Genomic DNA, 20,445 nt, shown 5'->3' on the forward strand with positions numbered 1-20,445 from the left:
GGAGATTGCGCGAGATGCGGCGGAAACGTAGCTTGAACGCCTGTTCGTCGAGCTGCGTGTTGAAGAGGTGTCCCGGTGGGGCGACGCGAGAAGCCGGTCGACCCCGACGCCGGTCCCGTACAGCGGCTTGCGCACGATCTGCGTGTGCTTCGGGAGAAGGCCGGGAAGCCCCCGTACCGGGAGATCGCCCAGCGGGCCGGCTACTCGATCACCGCAGTGTCCCAGGCGGCGGCCGGCGAGCAGCTGCCGTCCCTCGCGGTGGTGCGCGCGTACGCCGAGGCGCTGGACGGCGACCCGGACGAGTGGGAACGGCGCTGGCGGAAGGCGGACGCCGAGGTCCGCGCGCCCGCGCCGGACGAGCGGCCGCCGTACCGGGGGCTGGCCCGCTTCGAGCCGGACGACAGCGATCTGTTCTTCGGCCGGGAGGGGCTCGTCACCGACCTGAGGGAGCTGGTGCGCGAGCACCGGTTCGCGGCGGTGTTCGGGGCGTCAGGCAGCGGAAAATCGTCGTTGCTGCGGGCGGGGCTGATTCCGCGGCTGCGGCAGGCGGCGGGGGCGGAGCGGCCGGCGGTGATCCGGGTGCTCACACCGGGGGAGCGGCCCGCGCGCACGCACCAGCAGGCGCTCGTCGCGCGCGACGGCGACGCGGAGACCTGGGTGATCGTCGACCAGTTCGAGGAACTGTTCACCCTGTGCCACGACCGCGCGGAACGCGACCGGTTCCTCGCTCTGCTGCTGGCGGCCCTGCGGCCGGAGAGCCGGCTGCGCATCGTGGTCGCGGTCCGCGGCGACTTCTACGGTCACTGCGCCGACCACCGTGAACTGGCCGAGGCCGTCTGCCGGGCGAACCTGCTGGTCGGACCGCTGGGCCGGGACGAGCTGCGCGAAGTGATCACCGGGCCGGCCGGCACCGCAGGACTGACCGTGGAACGTGCTCTCACCGCCCGGATCGTCGACGAAGTCGTCGACCAGCCGGGCGCGCTGCCCATGCTCTCGCACGCCCTGCTGGAGACCTGGCGCCGCCGTCGCGGCCGGATGCTGACCCTGGCGGCGTACGAGGAGGCGGGCGGCGTCCGCGGCGCGATCGCCGCCACCGCCGAGGAGGCGTACGGCGGGCTGCCGGCGGAGCAGGGGCGTGTCGCCCGGCGGATCCTGCTGCGGTTGATCGCGCCGGGTGACGGCACGGCCGACACCCGCCGCCCGGCCTCCCGGGCCGAACTCGGCAGTGGTGCGCGGGACGTGCTGGAGCGCCTCGCCGCCGCCCGTCTGGTCACCCTGGACGGTGACTCGGTGGAGCTGGCGCACGAGGCCCTGATCACCGGGTGGCCGCGCCTGGCCGGCTGGATCGAGGAGGGCCGCGACCGCCTGCGCGCACAACGCCGGCTCGGCGAGGCGGCTCGCGGCTGGGAGGAACTGGAGCGCGACCCTGGGGCGCTGTATCGCGGGGCGCGGTTGGCGAGGGCGGAGGAACTGTTCGCACGACGGTCGGACGGGGGCTCCACGGGGCGGATTCGGCCGGAGGGCGGTCCTGCGTGGTCGGTTCGGCGCGGCGGTGAGCTCCAGCGGGTTGAGCCCGACGACGACCCCACCCGGTCGTCCGAGCCCGACGACGACCTCACCCCCCTGGAGCGGGCCTTCCTCACCGCTTCGCTTGCTGCCCGGGGTGCCGAGCTGGAGGCCGAGAGTCGTGCCGCGCGGCGGACGCGGTTCCTGGGCGTCGGCTTGGCCGTGGGCCTCGTGCTGGCGCTGGCCGCCGGGCTGATCGCCTGGCAGCGTGACCGGGTGAGTGAGGAAGAGGCCGCCAAGGCCACCGCCCGCCGCCTGGCCACGGTGGCCGACAGCCTCCGCTCCACCGATCCGCGCACGGCCGCCCTGCTCGGGGCCGCCGCGTGGAAGACGGCCCCGCTCACCGAGTCCCGCTCGGCGCTGTTGGGTGCTCTCGCGCAACCGGAACGCGACGCCTTCACCGACCCCCGGGTCGGCAGAGACGTCCGGCATTTCCTCACCGACGGGGGCCGGACCCTGCTCAGCGCGGACGACGGCACGGTGACCGTCCGGAACGTGGCCGATCACAAGGTCACCGCCACCCACCACCTGCCGAGCGGTACGGAAGTGGTCGCGGCCGGTCCCGGCTCCCGGTTCCTCGACGTCATGGCCCCGGACGGGGACGAGAAGCTGTGGAGCCTTCCCCGCGGCGGATCCGTCGCCGAGCTGGGTGACGTGTCGTTGCAGGGCAGCGCGGACGACGGGAGCGCGTACCTCACCGGCCCGCTGGACGGCCCGGGCACGGTCCGGCTGCACCGGGCGAACGACGGCAAGGTCCTTTTCAGTACCGGCATGCCGCGCCCCCTCTCCTCGGTGGCCGTCGGCCCCGGCGGACGTCTGCTCGCCCTCTGCCCCGCCGGCGGGCCGCTCCAGCTGTGGGACGCAGCCCGCGGAAAGCGACTGCCGGGGGACTGGGAGAAGGCCGACAAGACCCTGTGCGGGACCGGCACCGGCGCGGACGGCGGCTCACGCCTGCTGCGGTTCAGCCCGGACGGCAAGCGGCTGGCCGCCGTCTACGGCACGACGGCCGTGGTGTGGGACGTTGCCAGTGGACGCACACTCGGCGACTTCACCAGTGGCGATGACGTCGGCTTCACGCAGGCCGGCCTCTCTCCCGACGGGGAGTTCCTGGCCACGGCGGACGACCACGAGCTCGCCGTATGGCGGCTGGCCACCGGCGGTACCCAGGTCTTCCACCGGCCGCTGTCCGGTGCGGACATGAGGGGGCTGACCTGGGACGCGGGCAGCCATCGCCTCCTGCGCTACCTCGACGGCGCCACGGTCCACACCCTCGACCTGACCGACCGCCTCACCCCGCGGTGGCAGAGCACTCCGGCCGACGCCAGCCTGCTCAGCCCGGACGGCGCCGCCCTGGCCACCGTCACCCGGTCCGGCGGCGGATACCGGTTCGAGTTGCGTTCCACACGCACCGGCACGGTCCGCGCCCATGCGACGCTCGGCCCGCTGTCGAACCTGTCCGACGAGGAAACCCCGCTGCCGGCGTTCAGCCCGGACGGCCGTACGCTGGCCGTCGCCGACACCGCGTCGACACACGGCTCACCGCGGTTGCGCTTCACCGTGTGGGACGTGGGCGGACACCGGGTGCGTACGGTCATCGACACCTCCGGCGCGGCGGACCGCCCGGCCACCGCTCTGGCTCTGGGGCCCGGCGGCCGCACGCTGCTGGCCGTCCGTGACGCTGCGGGCAGCCAGGTGACGGAGGTCTGGGACACCCGGAACCATCGGCGGTCCCGGGCCATACCCGGCCCGTCCGGGGCGGGGCTGACAGTACGGCCGGACGGAGGTCTGCTCGTGGGCTCCGACGATCAGTACGCCGATCCGGTGTCCGGAAAGGTCACCGGGCGGGCGCTCGCCGACGGCCGTGAGGTCACCGCGCTGGCCTTCAGCCCCGACGGTTCCCGGCTCGCCGTCGGCGACACCACCGGGCACGTCACGCTGTGGGACGGCGACCTCCGGCACCGCGCGGGTGCGCTGACGGGCACCTCCGACACGGTCTCCGAGGGCGAGCCGGAGGCGGTGGAGGCGCTCGCCTTCTCGTCCGACGGCAGCACGCTGGCCGTGGGCGGCGCGAACGGGACCCTGCGGCTGTGGGACACCGGGGGGCAGCAGCTCCTCGGTTCGGACCTGCCCACGCCCGGCGACGAGATCCGGTCCCTCGCCTTCGCCGAGGACGGCGGCACGGTGTACGCCAGCGGCCCGAACGTGCCGCTCCAGCGTTTCCCCGTCGCCCCGGACCAGGCCGTCCGGACGATCTGCGCCCGTGCCGGTGGCGGACTGACCGAGACGCAGTGGCGCACCTACGTCCCTGACGCGCCGTACGAGCCCGTCTGTGGGGATTGATTTTTTTCAGAGGCCGTTCCGGGTCGCTGAAAAACGCCTCTGACCTGCACGCTCCATGACCAGAACGACCGCGGCGTCCCGTCGGCGGTGTCCGCGAATCCCCTCAGTCAGGTTCTGGTCCCACTCATGCGCATGCACCCTCTGGTCCCCTCCCTTCTGCTGCTCGGCACCCTCTCCTTCACGGCGGCCTGCTCGTCCGGACCCGGCGAACCGTCCGGGTCCGCGGGCGCGGCCTCCGCGCAGCCCGGCTCCACCCCCGGCCCGTCACCCGTCCGCAGCGTCGACCCGTCGAAGATCAAGGGCCTGGAGATCGTCAGCGACAGCAGCGAGAACAAGTCCTGCCCCTTCGCGACGAGCTATCCCGACGTGCCCGGCGCCGAGGCGATGACGGCAGCGATGAAGAAGGACGTGGAGCGGCGTCTGGCCGCCTTCCGCTCGGGCTCGGCGATCTGCCAGGACGGCACGGGCGGCGCGGACAGCGGCGAGCTCAACATCAGTCACCAATTCCTGGTCGCCTCCGGCGACGTCCTCGGCGTCCGGCTCAGCACCCAGGACCCCAGCAGCGCCGGGTCGGGGCAGTCGGCGACGACGTACTGGTACGACGGCAAGGCGGGCGCGTACCGCACGGCCCTGGGACTCGTCGCCGACGGCTCCCGGGACGCCTTCCTCAGCGCCTTGAAGGACCGGCTCAAGGGACGCGAAGGCGTGGACGCCGCCTCCCTCGACGACACGTTCTCCGACCGGGCCTCCCGCACCGCCGCCCTGGACGACATGGCGTTCACCGCCGACGGCGGACTGCGGGTGGCCTTCGACCGCGGCGACGTGGCCGTACCGGCCGCCGGTGCCGTCACCGTGACTCTCCCCAAGGAGAAGGTCACCCCCTGGCTGTCCGCGTTCGGCAAGCGTGCCCAGCGGCAGACGGTGACGCCCAGCCCGTCGCTCGACCTGGGCGCGACGCACGTCCCCACGCAGGCCGTCCCCACCCACACCGCTTCCGGCGACGACGACACCGACTGCAAGAAGGTCAGGTGCGTCGCGCTGACCTTCGACGACGGCCCGGCAGCGCCGGAGACCGCGACCCTGCTGACCTACCTGGCGCGGTACAAGGCGCGCGCCACCTTCTTCACCGTCGGCCAGAACGTCGCCGCCCACCCCGGCCTGGTCCGCGCCGCCGCCCGCGCCGGGAACGAGATCGGCAACCACTCCTGGAACCACCCCGATCTCACCAAGCTCGCCCGCGGGCAGGTCGTCTCCCAGCTCAACCGCACGAGCGCCGCCATCGAGGCCGCCACCGGCAAGGCCCCCACCCTCTTCCGCCCGCCCTACGGTGCCGTCGACCGCCGGGTCCGGGCCGCCACCCGTCTTTCCCCGGTGCTGTGGGACGTGGACACCGAGGACTGGAAGTACCGCGACGCCGACAAGGTCGCGCGGACCGTCATCGCCAAGGTGCGGCGCAACGACGTCGTCCTGATGCACGACATCCACCCCACGTCGGTCGCAGCGGTCCCCCAGATCCTGCGCACCCTGACCGCCCGCGGCTACCACTTCGTCACCGTCAGCCATCTGCGCGCCACCCTCTGACGGCGCTCGCATTGCAGGTCGTCCAGGCAGCGGCGGAGACTGAAGGTACACGGCGGCATCCCGGAAAGGCCCGGAGCCATGGGTGACTATGTGGAGCTCCCCGGCGTCAGGACGTGGTACGAGACCGATGGCGCCGGCGACCCGCTGCTCCTTCTCCACGGCGGCCTCTGCACGAACGAGACGTGGCAGGCTCAGCGGCCCGATCTCGCGGCGAACTTCCGTGTGCTGCTTCCCGAGCGCCGTGGGCACGGGCACACGCCCGATGTCGACGGGCCGCTCTCCTACCAGGACATGGCCGACGACACCGTCGCCTTCATCGAGGAGGTCGTCGGCGGTCCCGCCCATCTCGTCGGATGGAGCGACGGCGGGGTCGTCGCCCTGCTCGTCGCCATCGCCCGCCCCGACCTGGTCCGGAAGGTCGTCGCCATCGGGGCCAACTTCCTCCCGGGCCCCCAGAGTGGCGCGGCTCCGGAGATGCTCGACCAGATCACGCCCGGCGCACCCGACCTGACCATGTTCCGCGAGGCGTACGAAGCCGTGTCGCCCGACGGCGCGGCCCACTGGCCGGTCGTCGTGGGCAAGCTGGCCGCCATGTTCCGCACCGAGCCGACCATCCCCACCGAGGACCTGGCTCGCATCACGGCGCCCACGCTCGTCCTCGTCGGGGACGACGACCTGATGACCCTCGAACACACGATTGCCCTGTATCGCGCGATCCCCGGATCCCAACTGGCCGTCGTGCCGGGAACGTCGCACGCGCTGCTCATGGAGAAGCCCCGCGAGGTCAACCGGATCATCCTCGACTTCCTCGCCAAGGAGCCGATCCCCACGATGCTTCCCCTACGGCGATCCCCGGCCCCAACCACCGGGGGCAGCGGAGGCACCGGGGGCGGCACCCCGGTGGACGCTACTCGTCGGAGAGCGTGAGGTCCGGGACCCGCCAGGCCGCCAGCGCGAAGGCGGCCAGGGACACCGCGGCGCCGGTGAGAAAGACCAAACGCATCGAGGTGACGTAGCCCTCCAGGAACGGCAGTGCCGCGCTCGGGTCGAGGGTGCGCAGGAAGGCGGAGTCCTCCAGGTTGACGCCGCCGCCGGGGCGCAGGACGCCCGTCAGGGCGTGCGCGGTGTCGGGCTGGGCCAGGAGGTGGCGGTAGGCCGGGTCGCGGCGGGCCTCGGCCAGTCGCTCGGCGATGCTTCCGGCCGCCGTGGTGAACAGGATCGACAGGAACGCCGCGGTGCCGACCGTACCGCCGTTGGAGCGGAAGAAGTTGACGGACGCCGTCGCCGCGCCCATGTCCGTGCGGGGCACCTCGCTCTGCGCGAGCGTGGTCAGCGTCTGCATCGACGCACCGAGTCCCGCGCCCATCAGGGCCATGCCGAGCGCCGGGTGCCACAGCGGACTGTCCACGCGCAGCGTGGCGAACACGAGCATGGCGGCGGTGAACGAGCCGACACCGGCGACGAGATGGACCTTGAACCGGCCGGTCCGGGCGATCATCCGGCCCGTCAGCAGAGTCACCGCGAGGTTCGCGGCGACCGTGGGCAGGGTGGCCAGGCCCGCCTCGATGGGGCTCATGCCGCGCACGAGCTGGAGATAGAGCGGCAGCGTCGTCATCGCGCCGAACATGCCGATGCCGACGACGAAGTGCAGCCCGACGCCCAGCCGGAAGGTCCGGATGCGGAACAGGCGCGGCGGCAGCAGCGCGGCGTCGCCCGACCGCCGCTCCACCACGACGAACACCGCGAGCCCCGCCACGCCGATCGCGTACATCAGCAGGGCCCGGGGCGAGTCCCACCCCCAGGTGCGGCCCTGCTCGGCGACGGTCAGCAGCGGCACAAGGCCCACGGCCAGGGCGAGTGCCCCGGCGTAGTCGAGCCGGTGCCGCACCCTGCGGTGCGGGAAGCGCAGCACGCGCGTGATCGCCACCGCGGCCGCGGCCGCGAGCGGCACGTTGATCAGGAAGATCCAGCGCCAGCCGGCCATCCCGAGCAGGTCGGCCCGGTCCGCGAACGCCCCGCCCACCAGCGGCCCGACGATACTGGCGCCGCCGAACACGGCCATGAAGTAGCCCTGGTAGCGGCCCCGTTCGCGCGGGGTGGTGATGTCGGCGACGATCGTCATCGCCAGCGACATCAGCCCGCCGCCGCCGAGCCCCTGCACGGCGCGGAACGCCGCGAGTTCGTAGATCGACGTGGCACATCCGCACAGCAGCGAGCCGGCGGTGAACAGGGCGATCGCGGCGAGGTAGACGGGCCTGCGGCCGTGGATGTCGGAGAGCTTGCCGTAGAGCGGCGTCGCGAGGGTGGCGGTGATGAGATATGCGGTGGTCACCCATGCCTGGGCGGTCAGCCCGTGCAGGTCGTCGGCGATGGTCCGCAGCGCGGACGAGACCACCGTCTGGTCCAGCGCCCCCAGGAACATGCCGAGCACCAGCCCGGACATGACCGTGGTGATCTGCCGGTGACTGAGCCGCGGGGGCATGTCCCCGGCCGCGCCCTGTTCTTGGGTGTCGGAGAAGGTCACGTGTCGTCCTCGGGGGTGTGGGCGGGTACGGCGCCGCGGGCGCGGGCCGCCCCGGGGTTCCGGAGCGGCCCGCGCCGGGGACCGGGAAGGCCGGCCGACTCGCCAGGGCGGCCGGCAGGCGTTCCCACCCGCCCTGGCCTCGGCGCCGGACGCCACGCTGGAGCGGTACCTGCGCGCGGGCATCGAGGTCCTGCTGGGACCGGTACCCGAAGACGACGACGGGACGTCCGGGGACGAGGAGCGCGCCGCCGGCGACGACTGACCAGGGAGGCGACACGTCGAGCCTGTCAGGCAGAAGGGCCGGCCACGACGTTGATGTTGAACACGTGAGACCCCAGTCCGCCCGCGATGCCCATGAAGAGCAGGGCGAAGTGCTCCTGCCCGCGGGCTGTGGTGATGCCGCCGATGTCGAGCTGGGAGGACGGGGGCCAGCCGAGGTCGGTGAGCAATCGGCCGGTGATCCGTTTGGCTTCGGCGTCGTCACCGGAGAGGAAGACGGTGCTCGGGCCGGCCAGATCGCCCGGGGCGACCATCACCGACGAGTCCATGGTGCACAGCGTCTTCACGACGGGTGTCAGGGGGAAGGCTTCCTGGATCTGTTCTCCCAGGCTGCTGTTGGGGTGCGAGAGCTCGGCGAAGTCGTCGGAGAGACCGACCCCGACGTCGATCAGCAGGGTGCCGGCCAGCTCCGGTGCCCCGATGGAGTGCAGGAGTTCAACGGAGACGGTCCCCGGGGTGGCGTTGACGAGTACCTCCGCATGGGCGGCGGTGTCCTTCAGGCTCGCTACAGGGAGGCCGAGGCCCGCCCGTTCCTCGGGTCGGCGTGAGCCTAGGAGCACGTCGTGCCCCGCGGCGCTCCAGCCGTGGGCCAGTGCTCGGGCGACGTTACCGGTACCGAGTAGTCCTAAGCGCATGAGTGGGACGCTAGCTGTTGCCGGGGAGCGGCGAATCGGGCCCCGGGCCGAGTGGACCAGGCACCAAAGACCTAGTCCGGTGGGCGGCGGTGGTTACGATCACGCCTTGCACGCGGGAGAAGAAGGAGAAGACAGTCCGGTCATGAGTTTCCTCGGTGGGGTCGACGACCTTGAACTCTTCCTCTCGCGCTGCCGCGTCATGAGCGTGGCTTCGGTGATCCGTGCGGAGATGGCGGCCGCGGGGCTCGCCCTCGCCGCCGCCACACTGCCGTTGACGTTCGCCCTGGCGTCGATCGAGGGTTCGTGACGCCGATCGTCACGTCGAGGGCGACATGAGCGGCCTGGATGCCCGTGCCGGCCGGCTCCTTGTGGAGGTTCGTCGCCGAGTTGCGCAAGGCCGCGGACGCGGCACGCGGGACGGGGCGGACAGAACCGGAGCCGGTGGTGAAGAGCAGGGCCCGAGCCGGCCTCGCGCATCGCGGGCAGTACCGTGCGGGTGGCGGTGATGGCGCCGTACACAGGTGTCTCGCTCGCTGTGCTGGGAGGCGTTGAGTCGAGGGCTCCGGCCGGGGAGTACTCCAGTACGTCGATGCCGTGGCGAGAGCTCGCCGACGAGGTCGTCGAGGTCGCGGTTGCGGGAGATCAGGGCGCCTCCGGGGCACCCTCGCCTCCGCCAGGGGCCGCTATCTGCGCCTGCGCGCCACCAGGCTGGGCGCGCCCGCCGCCGACGAGACGGCCAGGTACCGCTTGCAACTCGCCGAGATACGCGTCGGGTAGCAGCCGTCCGACGCGTGCCCCGGATCGGCGAGACCGCCTACGCCGGGGCCGGGGCCGTGGTCCGGCGGGGTACGAGGGTGGGGGAGAGCACGATTCGGTCCGACGGCCGGTGGCGGTCGGCGATCCGTTCCAGGAGGAGGCGCACGGCGGTTGTGCCCATCTCGCGGCCTGCCTGGTCGACGCTGGTCAGGGAGATGGGACCCAGGGCGGCGAAAGTGGTGTTGTCGTATCCGGCGACGGACAGGTCGCCGGGGACGGACAGTCCGGCCTCGGCGACCGCTTCGAGCACGCCCATCGCGACGATGTCCGCTCCGGCGAAGACGGCCGTGGGGCGGTGCCGTCGGGTCAGCAGTCGCTTCGCGCCCTCGTAGCCGCCTTCCTGGGTGTAGCTGGTGGAGACCACGTCGGTCCATTTCTCCAGGCCGTGCGCCCGCATGGCCCGCCGGTAGCCGTCGGCGCGCCGGGCGTTGGGCATCTCGGCGAGGCGCGCGGGATCGGTTTCGTGGTGCTCGATGTGGGCGATCCGGCGGTGCCCGAGACCGGCGAGGTGGCCGACGACCAGCGAGGCGCCCTCGACGTCGTCGTCCACCACCGTGTCGTACAGCGCGGACGTTCCGTGCCGGCCGATGACGACGGTCGGCACCGCGGAGGCGACGTGGTCGAGGCGGGCTCGCGACGAGACGGGGGCGACCAGGACGAGGCCGTCCATGCCGCGGTCGATCATCGCCTCGGTGACTCTGGGCTTCCGCCTGCTCGCCGTTGCAGCCCGGTCCGAGGAGCACCTGGTACTCGGTGTCCTCCAGCGCGCCCGTGATGCCGTCGAGGATCTCGGGGAAGAACGGGTTGCGGATGTCGGGCAGCATCACGCCGATGGTGTAGGTCTGCCCGCGCAGGCCCCGGGCGCCCGCGTGCGGCCGGTAGCCCAGCTCGTCGATCGCCCGGCGCACCTTGGCACGCATCTCGGGGCTGGCGCCGTAGGCATTGCGCAGCACCTTCGACACAGCGGTGGTGGACACCTGGGCGTGTCGGGCGACGTCGACGATGGTGACTCTGCGACGTGGTGCCGACGGTTCCATCCGGTCCCTTGCCTCTCCGGGAAACGTGTGCCGCCGAGTGTATGCGGGGCCTCTTGACGTCACTCGGGCTGCTCTCTAAGGTCGGCCCACCCCTCTTTGGAAAACGTTACCCAAAACGCTGTTTTTGAATCGATTCAAGAACCGAAAGGAAGCAGGTGTGAGGCATGAGGAGCGCAGTGCGGACGGCGGCGGCCGAGAGCCCGGCGCGGGAGAGCTTCCCCGCGCGCACAGCACGGCGGTGCGTCGACGGACCGTGCTCGCCGCGACGGCCGGTGCCATGTCGGTAGGGGCCGGGGCCACGGGAGGCGGCACGAGCGCGGCGGCGGAGCCGTCCCGCGCGCCGGAAGGCGCCGCGGTGTGGGGGCTGACCGTCGAGCACCGCACCGACCCGCTCGGTATGGACGCGAACAGGCCGCGCTTCGGATGGCGTATGCGGTCGGCGACCCGCGGCCGGATGCAGGGGTCGTACCGGATCCTCGTCGCGAGTTCGCCCGACAAGCTCTCCACCGCCCGCGCGGACCTCTGGGACAGCGGGCGCGTCCGCTCCGCCGACTCCGTGGCCGTCCGCTACGAGGGCGAGCCGCTCAGCGCCTCGACCCGCTACCACTGGACCGTCACCGTCTGGGACAGCGAGGATCGTCCGGTCGGGGTCGCCGCCCCGGCCACCTTCGAGACCGGCCTGATGAGCACCGACGGCGTGACCGGATGGGACGGCGCGCAATGGACCGGGATGCAGGGGAAGGCCCCCGGCTCGGCCGGCGCTCCCATGCTGCGGAAAGAGACACCCCTCAAGGCCGACGGCCGGCGGCAGGTGCGCGAGGCGCGGCTGTACGTGTCGGCCCTCGGCGTCTACGACGCCCACGTCAACGGAGAGCACGTCACCGTCCCGCAGGACGGCGGCACCACGATCGAGCTGCTGCCCCCGGGCTGGACCAACTACGACAAGCGCGTCACGTACCTGACGTACGACGTCACCGACCTCGTGACACGGCAACGGACCGTCACCCTGGCCTTCGTCCTGGGCAACGGCTGGTACAACGGCCGTGTCTCCGAAGGCAGCACGTACTACTCGCAGGACGGCAACGCCCTGGCGGTGAAGGCCAAGCTGCTCATCCGGTACACCGACGGCACGGCGCAGACGGTCGTCACCGAGCCGGACGGCGGCTGGAAGGCCACGGACACGGGGCCGTACCGGGCCGACGACATCTACGACGGCCAGACCTACGACGCCCGCAGGGAACTGCCCGGCTGGACGGCACCCGGCTTCGACGACAGCGCGTGGACGGACGTGGAACGCGTCGCCTTCGACGACAGGTACCCGGACGCGCGGCTCGTCGCCTACCCGGCCGAGACGGCACGCCTGATGCCGCGGTGGGACCGGCGGCCGCGGTCGATCACCGTCGCCACCGGAGTGACCGGCCAGGAGGGGAGCCCGAACGGCAAGGGGCGCATCGTCGTGGACCCCGCCCGGACGGTGACCGACCCGGAGCAGGCGGCCTCCGCCGCCGTCACCATCGGCAGCGGCGAGACCGCCGTCTTCGACCTCGGCCAGAACATGGTCGGCGTCGCCCGCTACGGCCTGCGCGGCCCGGCCGGCACCCGGGTCGAGTTCAGGTTCGGCGAGATGCTCAACGACGACAGCGCCGGCGCGGACGGCCCCGAGGGATCCGTCTACCGGGCCAACCTCCGCAGCGCCAAAGCCACCAGCACGTACATCCTCAAGGGTGACCGGCACGGCGAGACTCATCAGGACGCCCTGACCTTCTACGGCTTCCGCTACGTCTCCGTCACCGCGACGGACACCGTCACGATCACCGGCCTGACCGGCAAGGTCGCCACGTCCGCGATCCGCGAGACCGGCACCCTCACCACCGACGACGCCGACATCAACAGGCTGGTGAGCAACATCCGTTGGGGCCAGCGCGGCAACTACCTCTGGGTGCCGACCGACTGCCCGCAGCGCGACGAACGCCTCGGCTGGACCGGCGACACCCAGGTCTTCGCCACGACCGGCCTGTTCAACGCCGACGCCGCTGCCTTCCTCGACCACTTCCAGACGACCGTCGTCGACTCCCAGGCCGTCTACGGCACGGACGGAGCGCAGTTCACCGGCGTGGCCCCCGGCGGCCGGTACAACTTCCCCGGCGGCGGCAGCGGCTGGGCGGACTGCGGGGTGATCGTCCCGTGGACCGTCTGGCAGATGACGGGCGACGCGAGCATCGTCGAGGACAACTGGCCGGCGATGACCCGCTACCTGGACTGGATCCACGAGCAGACCGGTGACACCTACGCCGGGCAGGGCTCCCTCACCGGTGACTGGCTGGCACCGCAGAAGACCAGCGCCCAGCTCATGAGCGACGTCTACTACGGCTACTCCGCGCGGCTGATGGCCCGGATGGCCCGGGCGATCGGCAGGACGGCGGAGGCGGAGAAGTACCAGCGCCTCTTCGCACGCATCAGGCAGGCCTTCATCAGCACGTACCTGAGCACCTCGGACGGTCAGGTCACGGTGAAGTCCAGCCTGGGCGACGCCTCCCCGATCGAGCCGGGCGCCGACCCCGACCAGAAGACGGAGGACAACAGCCAGACAGCACTCCTGTGGGTCCTCAAGCTCGGGTTCTACGAGACGGAAGCACAACGCCGCGCCCTGATCGGGCACTTGGCCGACAACATCCGCAACGACGCGGCCTACAAGGCGGCGCACCCGGACAGCAGCCGGGTCAGGTACGCCGAGAACACCCTGTCCGTCGGCTTCCTCGGCGTCAACGTCCTCGCCCCCGTCCTCACCGACGAGGGCCGCGCCGACCTGGCGTACGCACTGCTGCACCAGGACGCCCTGCCGTCCTGGCTGTACTCGGTGCGCAACGGCGCCACCACGGTCTGGGAGCGCTGGAACTCCTACGCCGACGACGCCGGCTTCGGCCCGGTCAGCATGAACTCCTTCAACCACTACGCCTACGGCGCGATCATGGAATGGATGTACACGCACATGGCCGGCATCGCCCCGGACCCGGACAGCCCCGGCTTCCGGCACTTCCTGCTCCGTCCCCACCTCGATACCACGGGCAGGATCACGCGGGTGTCGGGCTCGTACGAGTCGCCGTACGGCGAGATCAGAAGTGCGTGGGAGGTCGCCGAGGCGGGCCGGACCCTGGTGTACGACGCCGTCGTGCCCGCCAACAGCGAGGCGACCCTGCGCCTTCCGGCGACCTCCGCCGACACCGTCCGCGAGGGACGCACCCCGCTGGCCCGGGTGCCCGGAGTGCGTTTCCTCGGAGCCGCGGACGGCATCTGCTCGTACCGCCTGCCGTCCGGACGGTACCGGCTGTCCGCCGCGCTGCGCTGACCGGGGCCGCCGGCCGGGCGGGCGGCGCAGCGGGTTCACCATCAGGAGGAAGTGATCCGGGCGTTCACCGGCCGCATCCAGTCCCCGTCGGTGTGCCACATGGGGTGGTGGGGTGCCGCGTTGGACGTCAGGACGACACCGTGGAGACCCGCCGCGAGCAGGCGGTCGACGACGAACTCCGCGATGTCCTTGCCGACGGCGTCCTCCTCGAAGCGCGTCAGGAGAGGCGTGTACCCCACCACCCCTTCACCGAGGACGGCGGGGATGGCGTCTGACCATCGCCAACGGCCCGGCCTTCAGCGCCGACGGCACGACCATGTACCTCGCCGACACGGCCGAGGGCGCGATCCTCCGCTGCCGGGTCGACCACGTCTCGGGCCACCTCTCCGGCACCCCGGAGACCTCCACCCGCCTACGCGACGCCGAAGGATGACCGTGCCCGCCCCGCACCCCACGTCGGTCTGCCTGCCCCCGAGCGACAACCGCCTCCTCGTCACCACGGCCAGGTACGGCGCGGTGCTCAGCGTCCCCGTACCGGTCAGGGAGTGGCGGCCTGGTCCTGGCGGCGCCGGCGCTGAAGGCGCCCTCCCCGTCGTGTCAGCCGGGCCCGGCTTCGGTGAACTGGTTGGTGTCGAAGAGCCGGTTGATGTGGCCGCCGAGTTCGGACCAGTGCTGTCCGGAGAGTTCGGCCGCCGCGCGGGCGTCGCCGCCGGCGCAGACCTCGACGAGCCGGCCGTGGTGCTCGATGGTGTTGCGGCCACCGAGGAGGGTGGAGAACTTCCGGTAGAGGATGCGGTGGATCTGCGGGTGGAGCTGCTCGACGATCCGGCTGAGGACGGGGTTGTCCGCCGCCGCGATGGGGACGGCGTGGAAGCGGTCGTCGGCGGCGAGGGCGGCGTCGGTGTCGTTGGCGGCGACGGCCCGTTCGAAGTCCCGGTTGGCCTCGCGCATCCGCTGAAGGTCCTGCTCGGTCATGACCGGCACGGCCGTCTCGACGGCGAGCTGGTCCAGGGAGCGCAGCACGGCGAGGGTCTTCTCGACGTCGCGGCGGTTGAGGGTGGTGATGCGCGTGTAGACGCCGGGCTTCGCCTCGACCAGGCCGATGTCCGCGAGCCGGGCGAGCGCCTCGCGCACCGGGGTGCGGCTGAGCCCGAGGCGCTCGGCGAGTTCACCGTCCTTGACTTTTTCCCCGGGAGCAAGTTCTCCGCGCACGATGGAGTCACGCAGGCGGTGAAAGACCTCGTCGCTGAGGAGGCGGCGGGAGACAGGGCTGTCCAGTGACATATTGCGTACAGTACATCGCCCTACCCGGCCTCTCCGGCTGTGGTTCCGCTTCTGACCCGGCGGACGAGTGCCTGGGCCAGGACGAGCGCGGGGTCGATGAGGGGAGCGTCCACGGCGTCGGCGGGCAGGCCGAGGGGGATCTCGGTGCAGCCCGCGATCACGGCCTGGGCGCCCTGTGCGATCAGGCGCCGCGCGGCCCGCTCCAGGGTAGCGGCCGCGCCGTCCCGGTCACCGGCCTTCACCGCACGGATGCCGGCCATCACCTCATGGTCCTGGCTGTCGGCGTCGGGCAGCACCAGGCGGATCCCGAAGCGGTCCAGCCACTCCTGGTACAGGCCCGCGCTCAGGGTGCCGGTGGTGGCGAGCAGTCCGGCGGTGTGGATGCGCGGGCTCACGGTGGTGAGGTGCCGGGCCACTTCGCCGATCATGTGGACGATGGGCAGGCCGACGTGGTCGGCGATGCGCGGGACGAAGGCGTGCGCGGTGTTGCAGGGGATGGCGATGACCGTGGCGCCGGCCTCGCGCAGGACGCGGCTGCCGTCGAGGAGCCAGGGCGTGGGATCGGGGCCGCCGCCCAGCAGGGCGTCGGTGCGGTCGGGGATGGTGGGGTCGGACCAGATGACCGTCCGGAGGTGGTCCTGATCGCTGCTGCCCGGAGTCATCGACACCAGCTTGGCGTAGAAGTCGGCGGTGGCCGCGGGCCCCATGCCGCCCAGGATGCCGATGATCTCCGCGGTGGGGGTGGTCACTGCACGGGTTCCTTCGTCAGGGCCGGAGCGTCGGCCTCGGCCGGGCTGCCGGGGATGTCACGCCCGCCGTGTTTCGCCTCACGCCGCTTCTCGGAGCTGTCCACGACGGCGGCGGCGAGCGAGTTGCCGATGACGTTCACGCCGGTGCGGGCCATGTCGACGATGAAGTCCACGCCGAGGAGCAGGGCGATGCCCTCGGCGGGCAGTCCGACGGAGTTGCCGGCGGCGATGAGGACGACGATGGATGCGGAGGCGACACCGGCCATGCCCTTGGAGAGGATCACCAGCACGCCGACCATCAGGAGCAGGGCGGGCAGGGAGGTGTCGGCGCCGTAGGCGTTGGCGAGGAAGACCAGGGCGGCGGCCTGGTAGAGGACGGAGCCGTCGGTGTTGAAGGAGTAGCCGAGGGGGACGACGAACGAGGTCGTCGAGCGGCTGAGACCGAACGCCTCGAGCTTGCCCATGAGCGGTGCCAGGACGGACTCGGAGCTGCGGGTGACGAAGGCGATCCCGGCCAGCCCGGCGATCGACTTCATCAGCTCGACGTAGCGGATGCGGTAGAGCGCGGCGATGAGCGGGAAGAGCACGCCGACGACGATGGCCAGGCCCGCGTAGACCACGGCGATGAACCCCAGCAGGCTGCGCAGGTTGCCGAAGCCGTAGTGGGCGACGTCGTAGGAGATGAAGCCGAGCACGCCGAGCGGTGCGATGCGGATGACGTAGCCGACGACCTTGAACATCACCGCGGAGACGGACTCCAGGACGGCGGCGAAGGGCTCGGACTTCTCCCCGATGGCGGCCATGGCGACGCCGACGAGGAGGGCGAAGACGATCGCGCCGAGCAGGTTGCCCTCGCTGAACGCGGCGAAGATGTTCTTCGGTACGGCGTGCAGGAGCAGTTCGTGGAAGTCGATGCCCTGGCTCATGCCGTCCAGGTCCTTGGCGTCGGCCCCGTGAACGGGAGCGCCCTTGCCGATGCCCGTGAGCTTGGCCAGTCCCACCGCGATCAGCAGGATGACGGTGGTGACGATCTCGAAGTAGAGGATGGCCTTGCCGGCGATCCGGCCGACCTTCTTGACCGACTCCATGCGGGCGATGCCCAGCACGATGAGCGGGAAGACCAGCGGCAGGACCACGACCTGCACCAGGTTCAGGAACACCTCCCCGAGGGTCTTCATCTGCTCGCCCGCCGACGGGGCGAGGGTTCCGATGAGGGCGCCGAGGCCGACGGCGATGACCGACTGGACTCCGATCGGCATCCGCAGACAGCGCCGCCAGAAGCCTGAGGGCCGGGTCGCTGGGGTGTCCGTGCTGGTGGGGTGAGGGTGAACGCGATTCATGATGCTCCTGACATGCAATATATTGCGTTCTGCGTGTTGGCCGGTAACACTGATGCCGGAAGCAGCGGCCTGTCAAGGGGCCCGCACGGACGAGGAGCATCAGATGGCGCCGACCACACGCGTGGAACACGACCTGGTGGGGGACAAGGAGGTCCCGGCCGACGCCTACTACGGCGTGCACACGGTGCGGGCCGTGGAGAACTTCGCGATCACCGGGTCGACCATCGCGCAGTTCCCCGACCTGATCACCTCACTGGCCGCCGTCAAGCAGGCAGCCGCGCGGGCCAACCGCGACCTGGGCCTGCTGCCGCCGGACATCGCCGGTGCGATCATCAGGGCCTGCGAGGAGATCGGCTCCGGACAACTGCACGAGCAGTTCGTCGTCGACCCCGTCCAGGGCGGGGCCGGCACCTCGACGAACATGAACGCCAACGAGGTCATCGCCAACCGCGCCCTGGAGATCCTCGGCCACCCCCGCGGCCGCTACGACGTCATCCACCCGCTCGACCACGTCAACCTCGGCCAGAGCACCAACGACGTCTACCCCACCGCCGTACGTCTGGCCCTGGTCGCCTCACTGCGCCGGCTCGGCGCCTCCCTGGGGGCCCTGGCCACGGCCTTCACGGTGAAGGCGACGGAGTTCGGAGACGTCCTGAAGATGGGCCGCACCCAGCTCCAGGACGCCGTTCCCATGACCCTCGGCCAGGAGTTCACCACCTACGCCGTCATGATCGAGGAGGACCGCCAGCGCCTGGACGAGGCCGCCGATCTCCTGCTGGAATCCAACCTCGGCGGCACGGCGATCGGCACCTCCATCAACGGCCACCCCCGCTACGCCGAACTCGCCTGCCGCCACCTCGCCGACATCAGCGGCGAACTCGTCCGGCCCGCGGGCGACTTCATCGAAGCCACCCAGGACTGCGGCGCCTTCGTCCAGCTCTCCGGCGTCCTCAAACGCGTCGCGGTGAAACTCTCCAAGACGTGCAACGACCTGCGTCTGATGTCCTCCGGCCCCACCGCCGGGCTCGGCGAGATCAACCTGCCGCCGGTACAGGCCGGTTCGTCCATCATGCCCGGCAAGGTCAACCCGGTGATCCCCGAAGTCGTCAACCAGGTCGCCTTCGAGGTCATCGGCAACGACCTGACCGTCACCATGGCCGCCGAAGCCGGGCAGCTCCAGCTCAACGCCTTCGAACCGGTCATCGCCTACAGCCTGTTGCGCTCCCTGCCCCATCTGCGGGCCGCCTGCGACACGCTCGCCACCCGCTGCGTCCCCGGCATCACCGCCAACCGCGAACACCTCCACGACACGGTCCACCGCTCCATCGGCCTGGTGACCGCGCTCGCCCCGCACATCGGCTACGCCGCCTCCACCACGCTGGCCCGCCGTGCCCTCGCCACGGGACGCGGCATCAAGGAGCTGGCCACGGAGACGGGTCTGCTCACGACGGAGCAACTGGCCACGATCCTGCGCCCGGAGAACCTCACCGGCCGGACACCGCTGCCGGAGGTTCCGACCAAGCCGTGAGGGAGGGAACCGGACAGGGCGACCCGATCGCTAGAGTGGCCGGTATGAGTCCTGGCGCCCAGCAATCCGACGGTCCCGCCGCCCCGCCGCTGCGCAAGGACGCCGAGCGCAACCGGGAGCGGATCATCGCCGCCGCGGGCTCGGTGTTCGCGCGGGACGGTCTGAGCGCCTCGATGGCGTCGGTGGCCCGCGAGGCGGGCGTGGGCATCGCCACCATGTTCCGCCGCTTCCCGACGAAGGAGGAGCTGGTCGAGGCCGTCTTCTCCGACCGCATGGACGCGTACGCCGACGCGGTCGCGGCCGCCCTGGACGACCCGGACCCCTGGCACGGTTTCGTCGGTTACATCGAGGCCGCCTGTGCGATGCAGGCCGCCGACCACGGCTTCGCCGACGTCCTGACCATGACCTTCCCCACCGCCAAGGCCCTGGAGCAGCGCCGCGACGAGGCGTACGAGGCCCTGGTCCGGCTCATCGACCGGGCCAAGGCCGCGGGCCGGCTGCGTGAGGACTTCGACCCCTCGGACCTGGTGCTGATCCACATGGCCAACGCGGGCGTCGTCAACGCCACCGGCGACGCCGCCCCGGATGCCTGGCGGCGCGTCGTCGCCCTGGTGATCCAGTCGTTGGAGGCCCCGGCCCGCGGCCCCCTGCCCGACCCGCCCGAGCACGACGCCCTCTACAAGGCGATGCTCCGCGCCGGCCCGGAAGGCCCCACCGCGCCCGCGCCGGGCAAGAAGGGCTGACGCCCGGGCCGGTCCGCCTACCGCGTGGCGGAGCCCGCCTCCTGGGTGGGGCCGCCTCCGACGTGCTCGGCACCGGCTGGTACGGGGCTGTCGCCGCCGAGGCCGGCCCGGGCAAGACGGTCGCGGTCGTCGGCGACGGCGCGGTCGGCCTCATGGCCGTCCTGGCGGCCAAGCAGCTGGGCGCGATGGGGGCGCCCCCGGTCGAGCGAAGCCGAGACCGGGGGAGGATCATCGCCATGTCCCGCCACCCCGAGCGGCAGGAGCTCGCCCGGTTCTACGGGGCGACCGATATCGTCGAGGAGCGCGGTGACGCGGGCGTGGCGAGGGTCAAGGAACTCACGGACGGGCTCGGCGCGCACTCGGTGGTCGAGGCCGTCGGCACCCAGGAGTCGACCATGCAGGCCATCAACTCCACCCGCCCCGGCGGCCGCCTCGGCTTCGTCGGCGTCAACTACGACGTCACGATCCCGGGCATCGACCTGTTCTTCGCGAACATCCACGTGGAGGGCGGCCCCGCCCCGGTGCGCCGGTTCCTGCCCGAGCTGATCCAGCTCGTCTGGGACCGGAAGATCGACCCCGGCAAGGTCTTCGACCTCACCCTCCCGCTGGAGGAGGCCGCGGAGGGATACAAGGCCATGGACGAGCGACGCGCCACCAAGGTGCTCCTCACTCTCTGA

15 protein-coding genes and 2 pseudogenes are annotated in these 20,445 nt (G+C 71.7%); 10 read left to right on the forward strand and 7 right to left on the reverse strand.

Going from position 1 to position 20,445, the window contains the following annotated elements:
- The first annotated feature begins 75 nt into the window (after positions 1-75).
- From QF034_RS38000 to QF034_RS38010, 3 genes are all read left to right on the forward strand, one after another.
- On the forward strand, positions 76-3,906 hold the full coding sequence (locus QF034_RS38000) for an nSTAND1 domain-containing NTPase (RefSeq protein ID WP_307179197.1): 3,831 nt from the start codon (positions 76-78) through the stop codon (positions 3,904-3,906).
- 126 nt (positions 3,907-4,032) lie between these two features.
- Positions 4,033-5,487, forward strand: a complete 1,455-nt coding sequence (locus QF034_RS38005) for a polysaccharide deacetylase family protein (protein WP_307179198.1) — start codon at positions 4,033-4,035, stop codon at positions 5,485-5,487.
- A 78-nt stretch (positions 5,488-5,565) separates the two neighbouring features.
- The gene (locus QF034_RS38010; protein ID WP_307179199.1) at positions 5,566-6,414 is read left to right on the forward strand and encodes an alpha/beta fold hydrolase; all 849 of its coding nucleotides are present in this window, start codon (positions 5,566-5,568) and stop codon (positions 6,412-6,414) included.
- On the opposite strand, the gene QF034_RS38015 is transcribed toward QF034_RS38010, so the two are convergent.
- A complete protein-coding gene (locus QF034_RS38015) occupies positions 6,395-8,011 on the reverse strand; it encodes an MDR family MFS transporter (protein WP_307179200.1) in 1,617 nt (538 codons plus the stop codon). The genes QF034_RS38010 and QF034_RS38015 overlap by 20 nt on opposite strands.
- Between QF034_RS38015 and QF034_RS38020 the strand changes: the two genes are divergently transcribed.
- A complete protein-coding gene (locus tag QF034_RS38020; RefSeq protein ID WP_307179202.1) occupies positions 7,995-8,273 on the forward strand; it encodes a hypothetical protein in 279 nt (92 codons plus the stop codon). The two genes, QF034_RS38015 and QF034_RS38020, sit on opposite strands and share 17 nt — an antisense overlap.
- 25 nt (positions 8,274-8,298) lie before the next feature.
- Here QF034_RS38020 and QF034_RS38025 read toward each other — a convergent pair whose 3' ends face one another.
- The gene (locus tag QF034_RS38025; protein WP_307179203.1) at positions 8,299-8,925 is read right to left on the reverse strand and encodes an NADPH-dependent F420 reductase; all 627 of its coding nucleotides are present in this window, start codon (positions 8,923-8,925) and stop codon (positions 8,299-8,301) included.
- Positions 8,926-9,067: 142 nt separating this feature from the next.
- Here QF034_RS38025 and QF034_RS38030 point away from each other — a divergent pair, with 142 nt between their 5' ends.
- A complete protein-coding gene (locus tag QF034_RS38030; RefSeq protein ID WP_307179204.1) occupies positions 9,068-9,232 on the forward strand; it encodes a hypothetical protein in 165 nt (54 codons plus the stop codon).
- A gap of 507 nt (positions 9,233-9,739) precedes the next feature.
- Here QF034_RS38030 and QF034_RS38035 read toward each other — a convergent pair.
- Positions 9,740-10,778 (reverse strand): annotated as a pseudogene (locus QF034_RS38035) (LacI family DNA-binding transcriptional regulator).
- Positions 10,779-11,055: 277 nt separating this feature from the next.
- On the opposite strand from QF034_RS38035, the gene QF034_RS38040 reads away from it, so the two are divergent.
- Positions 11,056-14,124: an alpha-L-rhamnosidase gene (locus QF034_RS38040; protein WP_307180074.1), complete on the forward strand. Its 3,069-nt coding sequence runs from the start codon at positions 11,056-11,058 to the stop codon at positions 14,122-14,124.
- Positions 14,125-14,165: 41 nt separating this feature from the next.
- On the opposite strand, the gene QF034_RS38045 is transcribed toward QF034_RS38040, so the two are convergent.
- Complete coding sequence (locus QF034_RS38045; RefSeq protein ID WP_307179205.1) at positions 14,166-14,363, reverse strand: hypothetical protein; 198 nt, start codon at positions 14,361-14,363, stop codon at positions 14,166-14,168.
- A 77-nt stretch (positions 14,364-14,440) separates the two neighbouring features.
- Between QF034_RS38045 and QF034_RS38050 the strand changes: the two genes are divergently transcribed.
- Positions 14,441-14,557, forward strand: coding sequence for an immunoglobulin domain-containing protein (locus QF034_RS38050; protein ID WP_307179206.1), 117 nt, complete (start codon positions 14,441-14,443; stop codon positions 14,555-14,557).
- 164 nt (positions 14,558-14,721) lie between these two features.
- Here QF034_RS38050 and QF034_RS38055 read toward each other — a convergent pair whose 3' ends face one another.
- From QF034_RS38055 to QF034_RS38065, 3 genes are read right to left on the reverse strand one after another with little or no spacing between them, the layout of a single operon-like run.
- Entirely contained in the window at positions 14,722-15,408 is a 687-nt protein-coding gene (locus QF034_RS38055) for a GntR family transcriptional regulator (RefSeq protein WP_307179207.1), read from the reverse strand.
- Between the two features lie 20 nt (positions 15,409-15,428).
- Positions 15,429-16,157 (reverse strand): cysteate racemase, encoded by a 729-nt coding sequence (gene cuyB, locus QF034_RS38060; RefSeq protein ID WP_307179208.1) that lies wholly within the window; start codon positions 16,155-16,157, stop codon positions 15,429-15,431.
- Complete coding sequence (locus tag QF034_RS38065) at positions 16,154-17,416, reverse strand: dicarboxylate/amino acid:cation symporter (protein ID WP_307179209.1); 1,263 nt, start codon at positions 17,414-17,416, stop codon at positions 16,154-16,156. Before QF034_RS38065 ends, cuyB begins: the two co-directional genes overlap by 4 nt.
- A gap of 184 nt (positions 17,417-17,600) precedes the next feature.
- Here QF034_RS38065 and QF034_RS38070 point away from each other — a divergent pair, with 184 nt between their 5' ends.
- The 3 genes and pseudogenes from QF034_RS38070 to QF034_RS38080 form a co-directional block, all read left to right on the forward strand.
- Positions 17,601-19,025, forward strand: coding sequence for an aspartate ammonia-lyase (locus tag QF034_RS38070; protein WP_307179210.1), 1,425 nt, complete (start codon positions 17,601-17,603; stop codon positions 19,023-19,025).
- 44 nt (positions 19,026-19,069) lie between these two features.
- The gene (locus QF034_RS38075) at positions 19,070-19,768 is read left to right on the forward strand and encodes a TetR/AcrR family transcriptional regulator (protein ID WP_307179211.1); all 699 of its coding nucleotides are present in this window, start codon (positions 19,070-19,072) and stop codon (positions 19,766-19,768) included.
- A gap of 50 nt (positions 19,769-19,818) precedes the next feature.
- A pseudogene (locus tag QF034_RS38080) lies at positions 19,819-20,445 on the forward strand (zinc-binding dehydrogenase); the annotation flags it as partial.

The sequence above is a fragment of the Streptomyces africanus genome (genome assembly GCF_030816955.1).
GTDB lineage: Bacteria > Actinomycetota > Actinomycetes > Streptomycetales > Streptomycetaceae > Streptomyces > Streptomyces africanus.

What these genes read in the sequence shown, in the direction of transcription:
- QF034_RS38005 (WP_307179198.1), top strand. Translation starts at nt 4,033, where the DNA reads ATGCGCATGCACCCTCTGGTCCCCTCCCTTCTGCTGCTCGGCACCCTC.
- QF034_RS38010 (WP_307179199.1), top strand. Translation starts at nt 5,566, where the DNA reads ATGGGTGACTATGTGGAGCTCCCCGGCGTCAGGACGTGGTACGAGACC.
- QF034_RS38025 (WP_307179203.1), bottom strand. Translation starts at nt 8,925, where the DNA reads ATGCGCTTAGGACTACTCGGTACCGGTAACGTCGCCCGAGCACTGGCC.
- QF034_RS38030 (WP_307179204.1), top strand. Translation starts at nt 9,068, where the DNA reads ATGAGTTTCCTCGGTGGGGTCGACGACCTTGAACTCTTCCTCTCGCGC.
- QF034_RS38040 (WP_307180074.1), top strand. Translation starts at nt 11,056, where the DNA reads ATGTCGGTAGGGGCCGGGGCCACGGGAGGCGGCACGAGCGCGGCGGCG.
- QF034_RS38050 (WP_307179206.1), top strand. Translation starts at nt 14,441, where the DNA reads ATGTACCTCGCCGACACGGCCGAGGGCGCGATCCTCCGCTGCCGGGTC.
- QF034_RS38055 (WP_307179207.1), bottom strand. Translation starts at nt 15,408, where the DNA reads ATGTCACTGGACAGCCCTGTCTCCCGCCGCCTCCTCAGCGACGAGGTC.
- QF034_RS38065 (WP_307179209.1), bottom strand. Translation starts at nt 17,416, where the DNA reads ATGCCGATCGGAGTCCAGTCGGTCATCGCCGTCGGCCTCGGCGCCCTC.
- QF034_RS38070 (WP_307179210.1), top strand. Translation starts at nt 17,601, where the DNA reads ATGGCGCCGACCACACGCGTGGAACACGACCTGGTGGGGGACAAGGAG.
- QF034_RS38075 (WP_307179211.1), top strand. Translation starts at nt 19,070, where the DNA reads ATGAGTCCTGGCGCCCAGCAATCCGACGGTCCCGCCGCCCCGCCGCTG.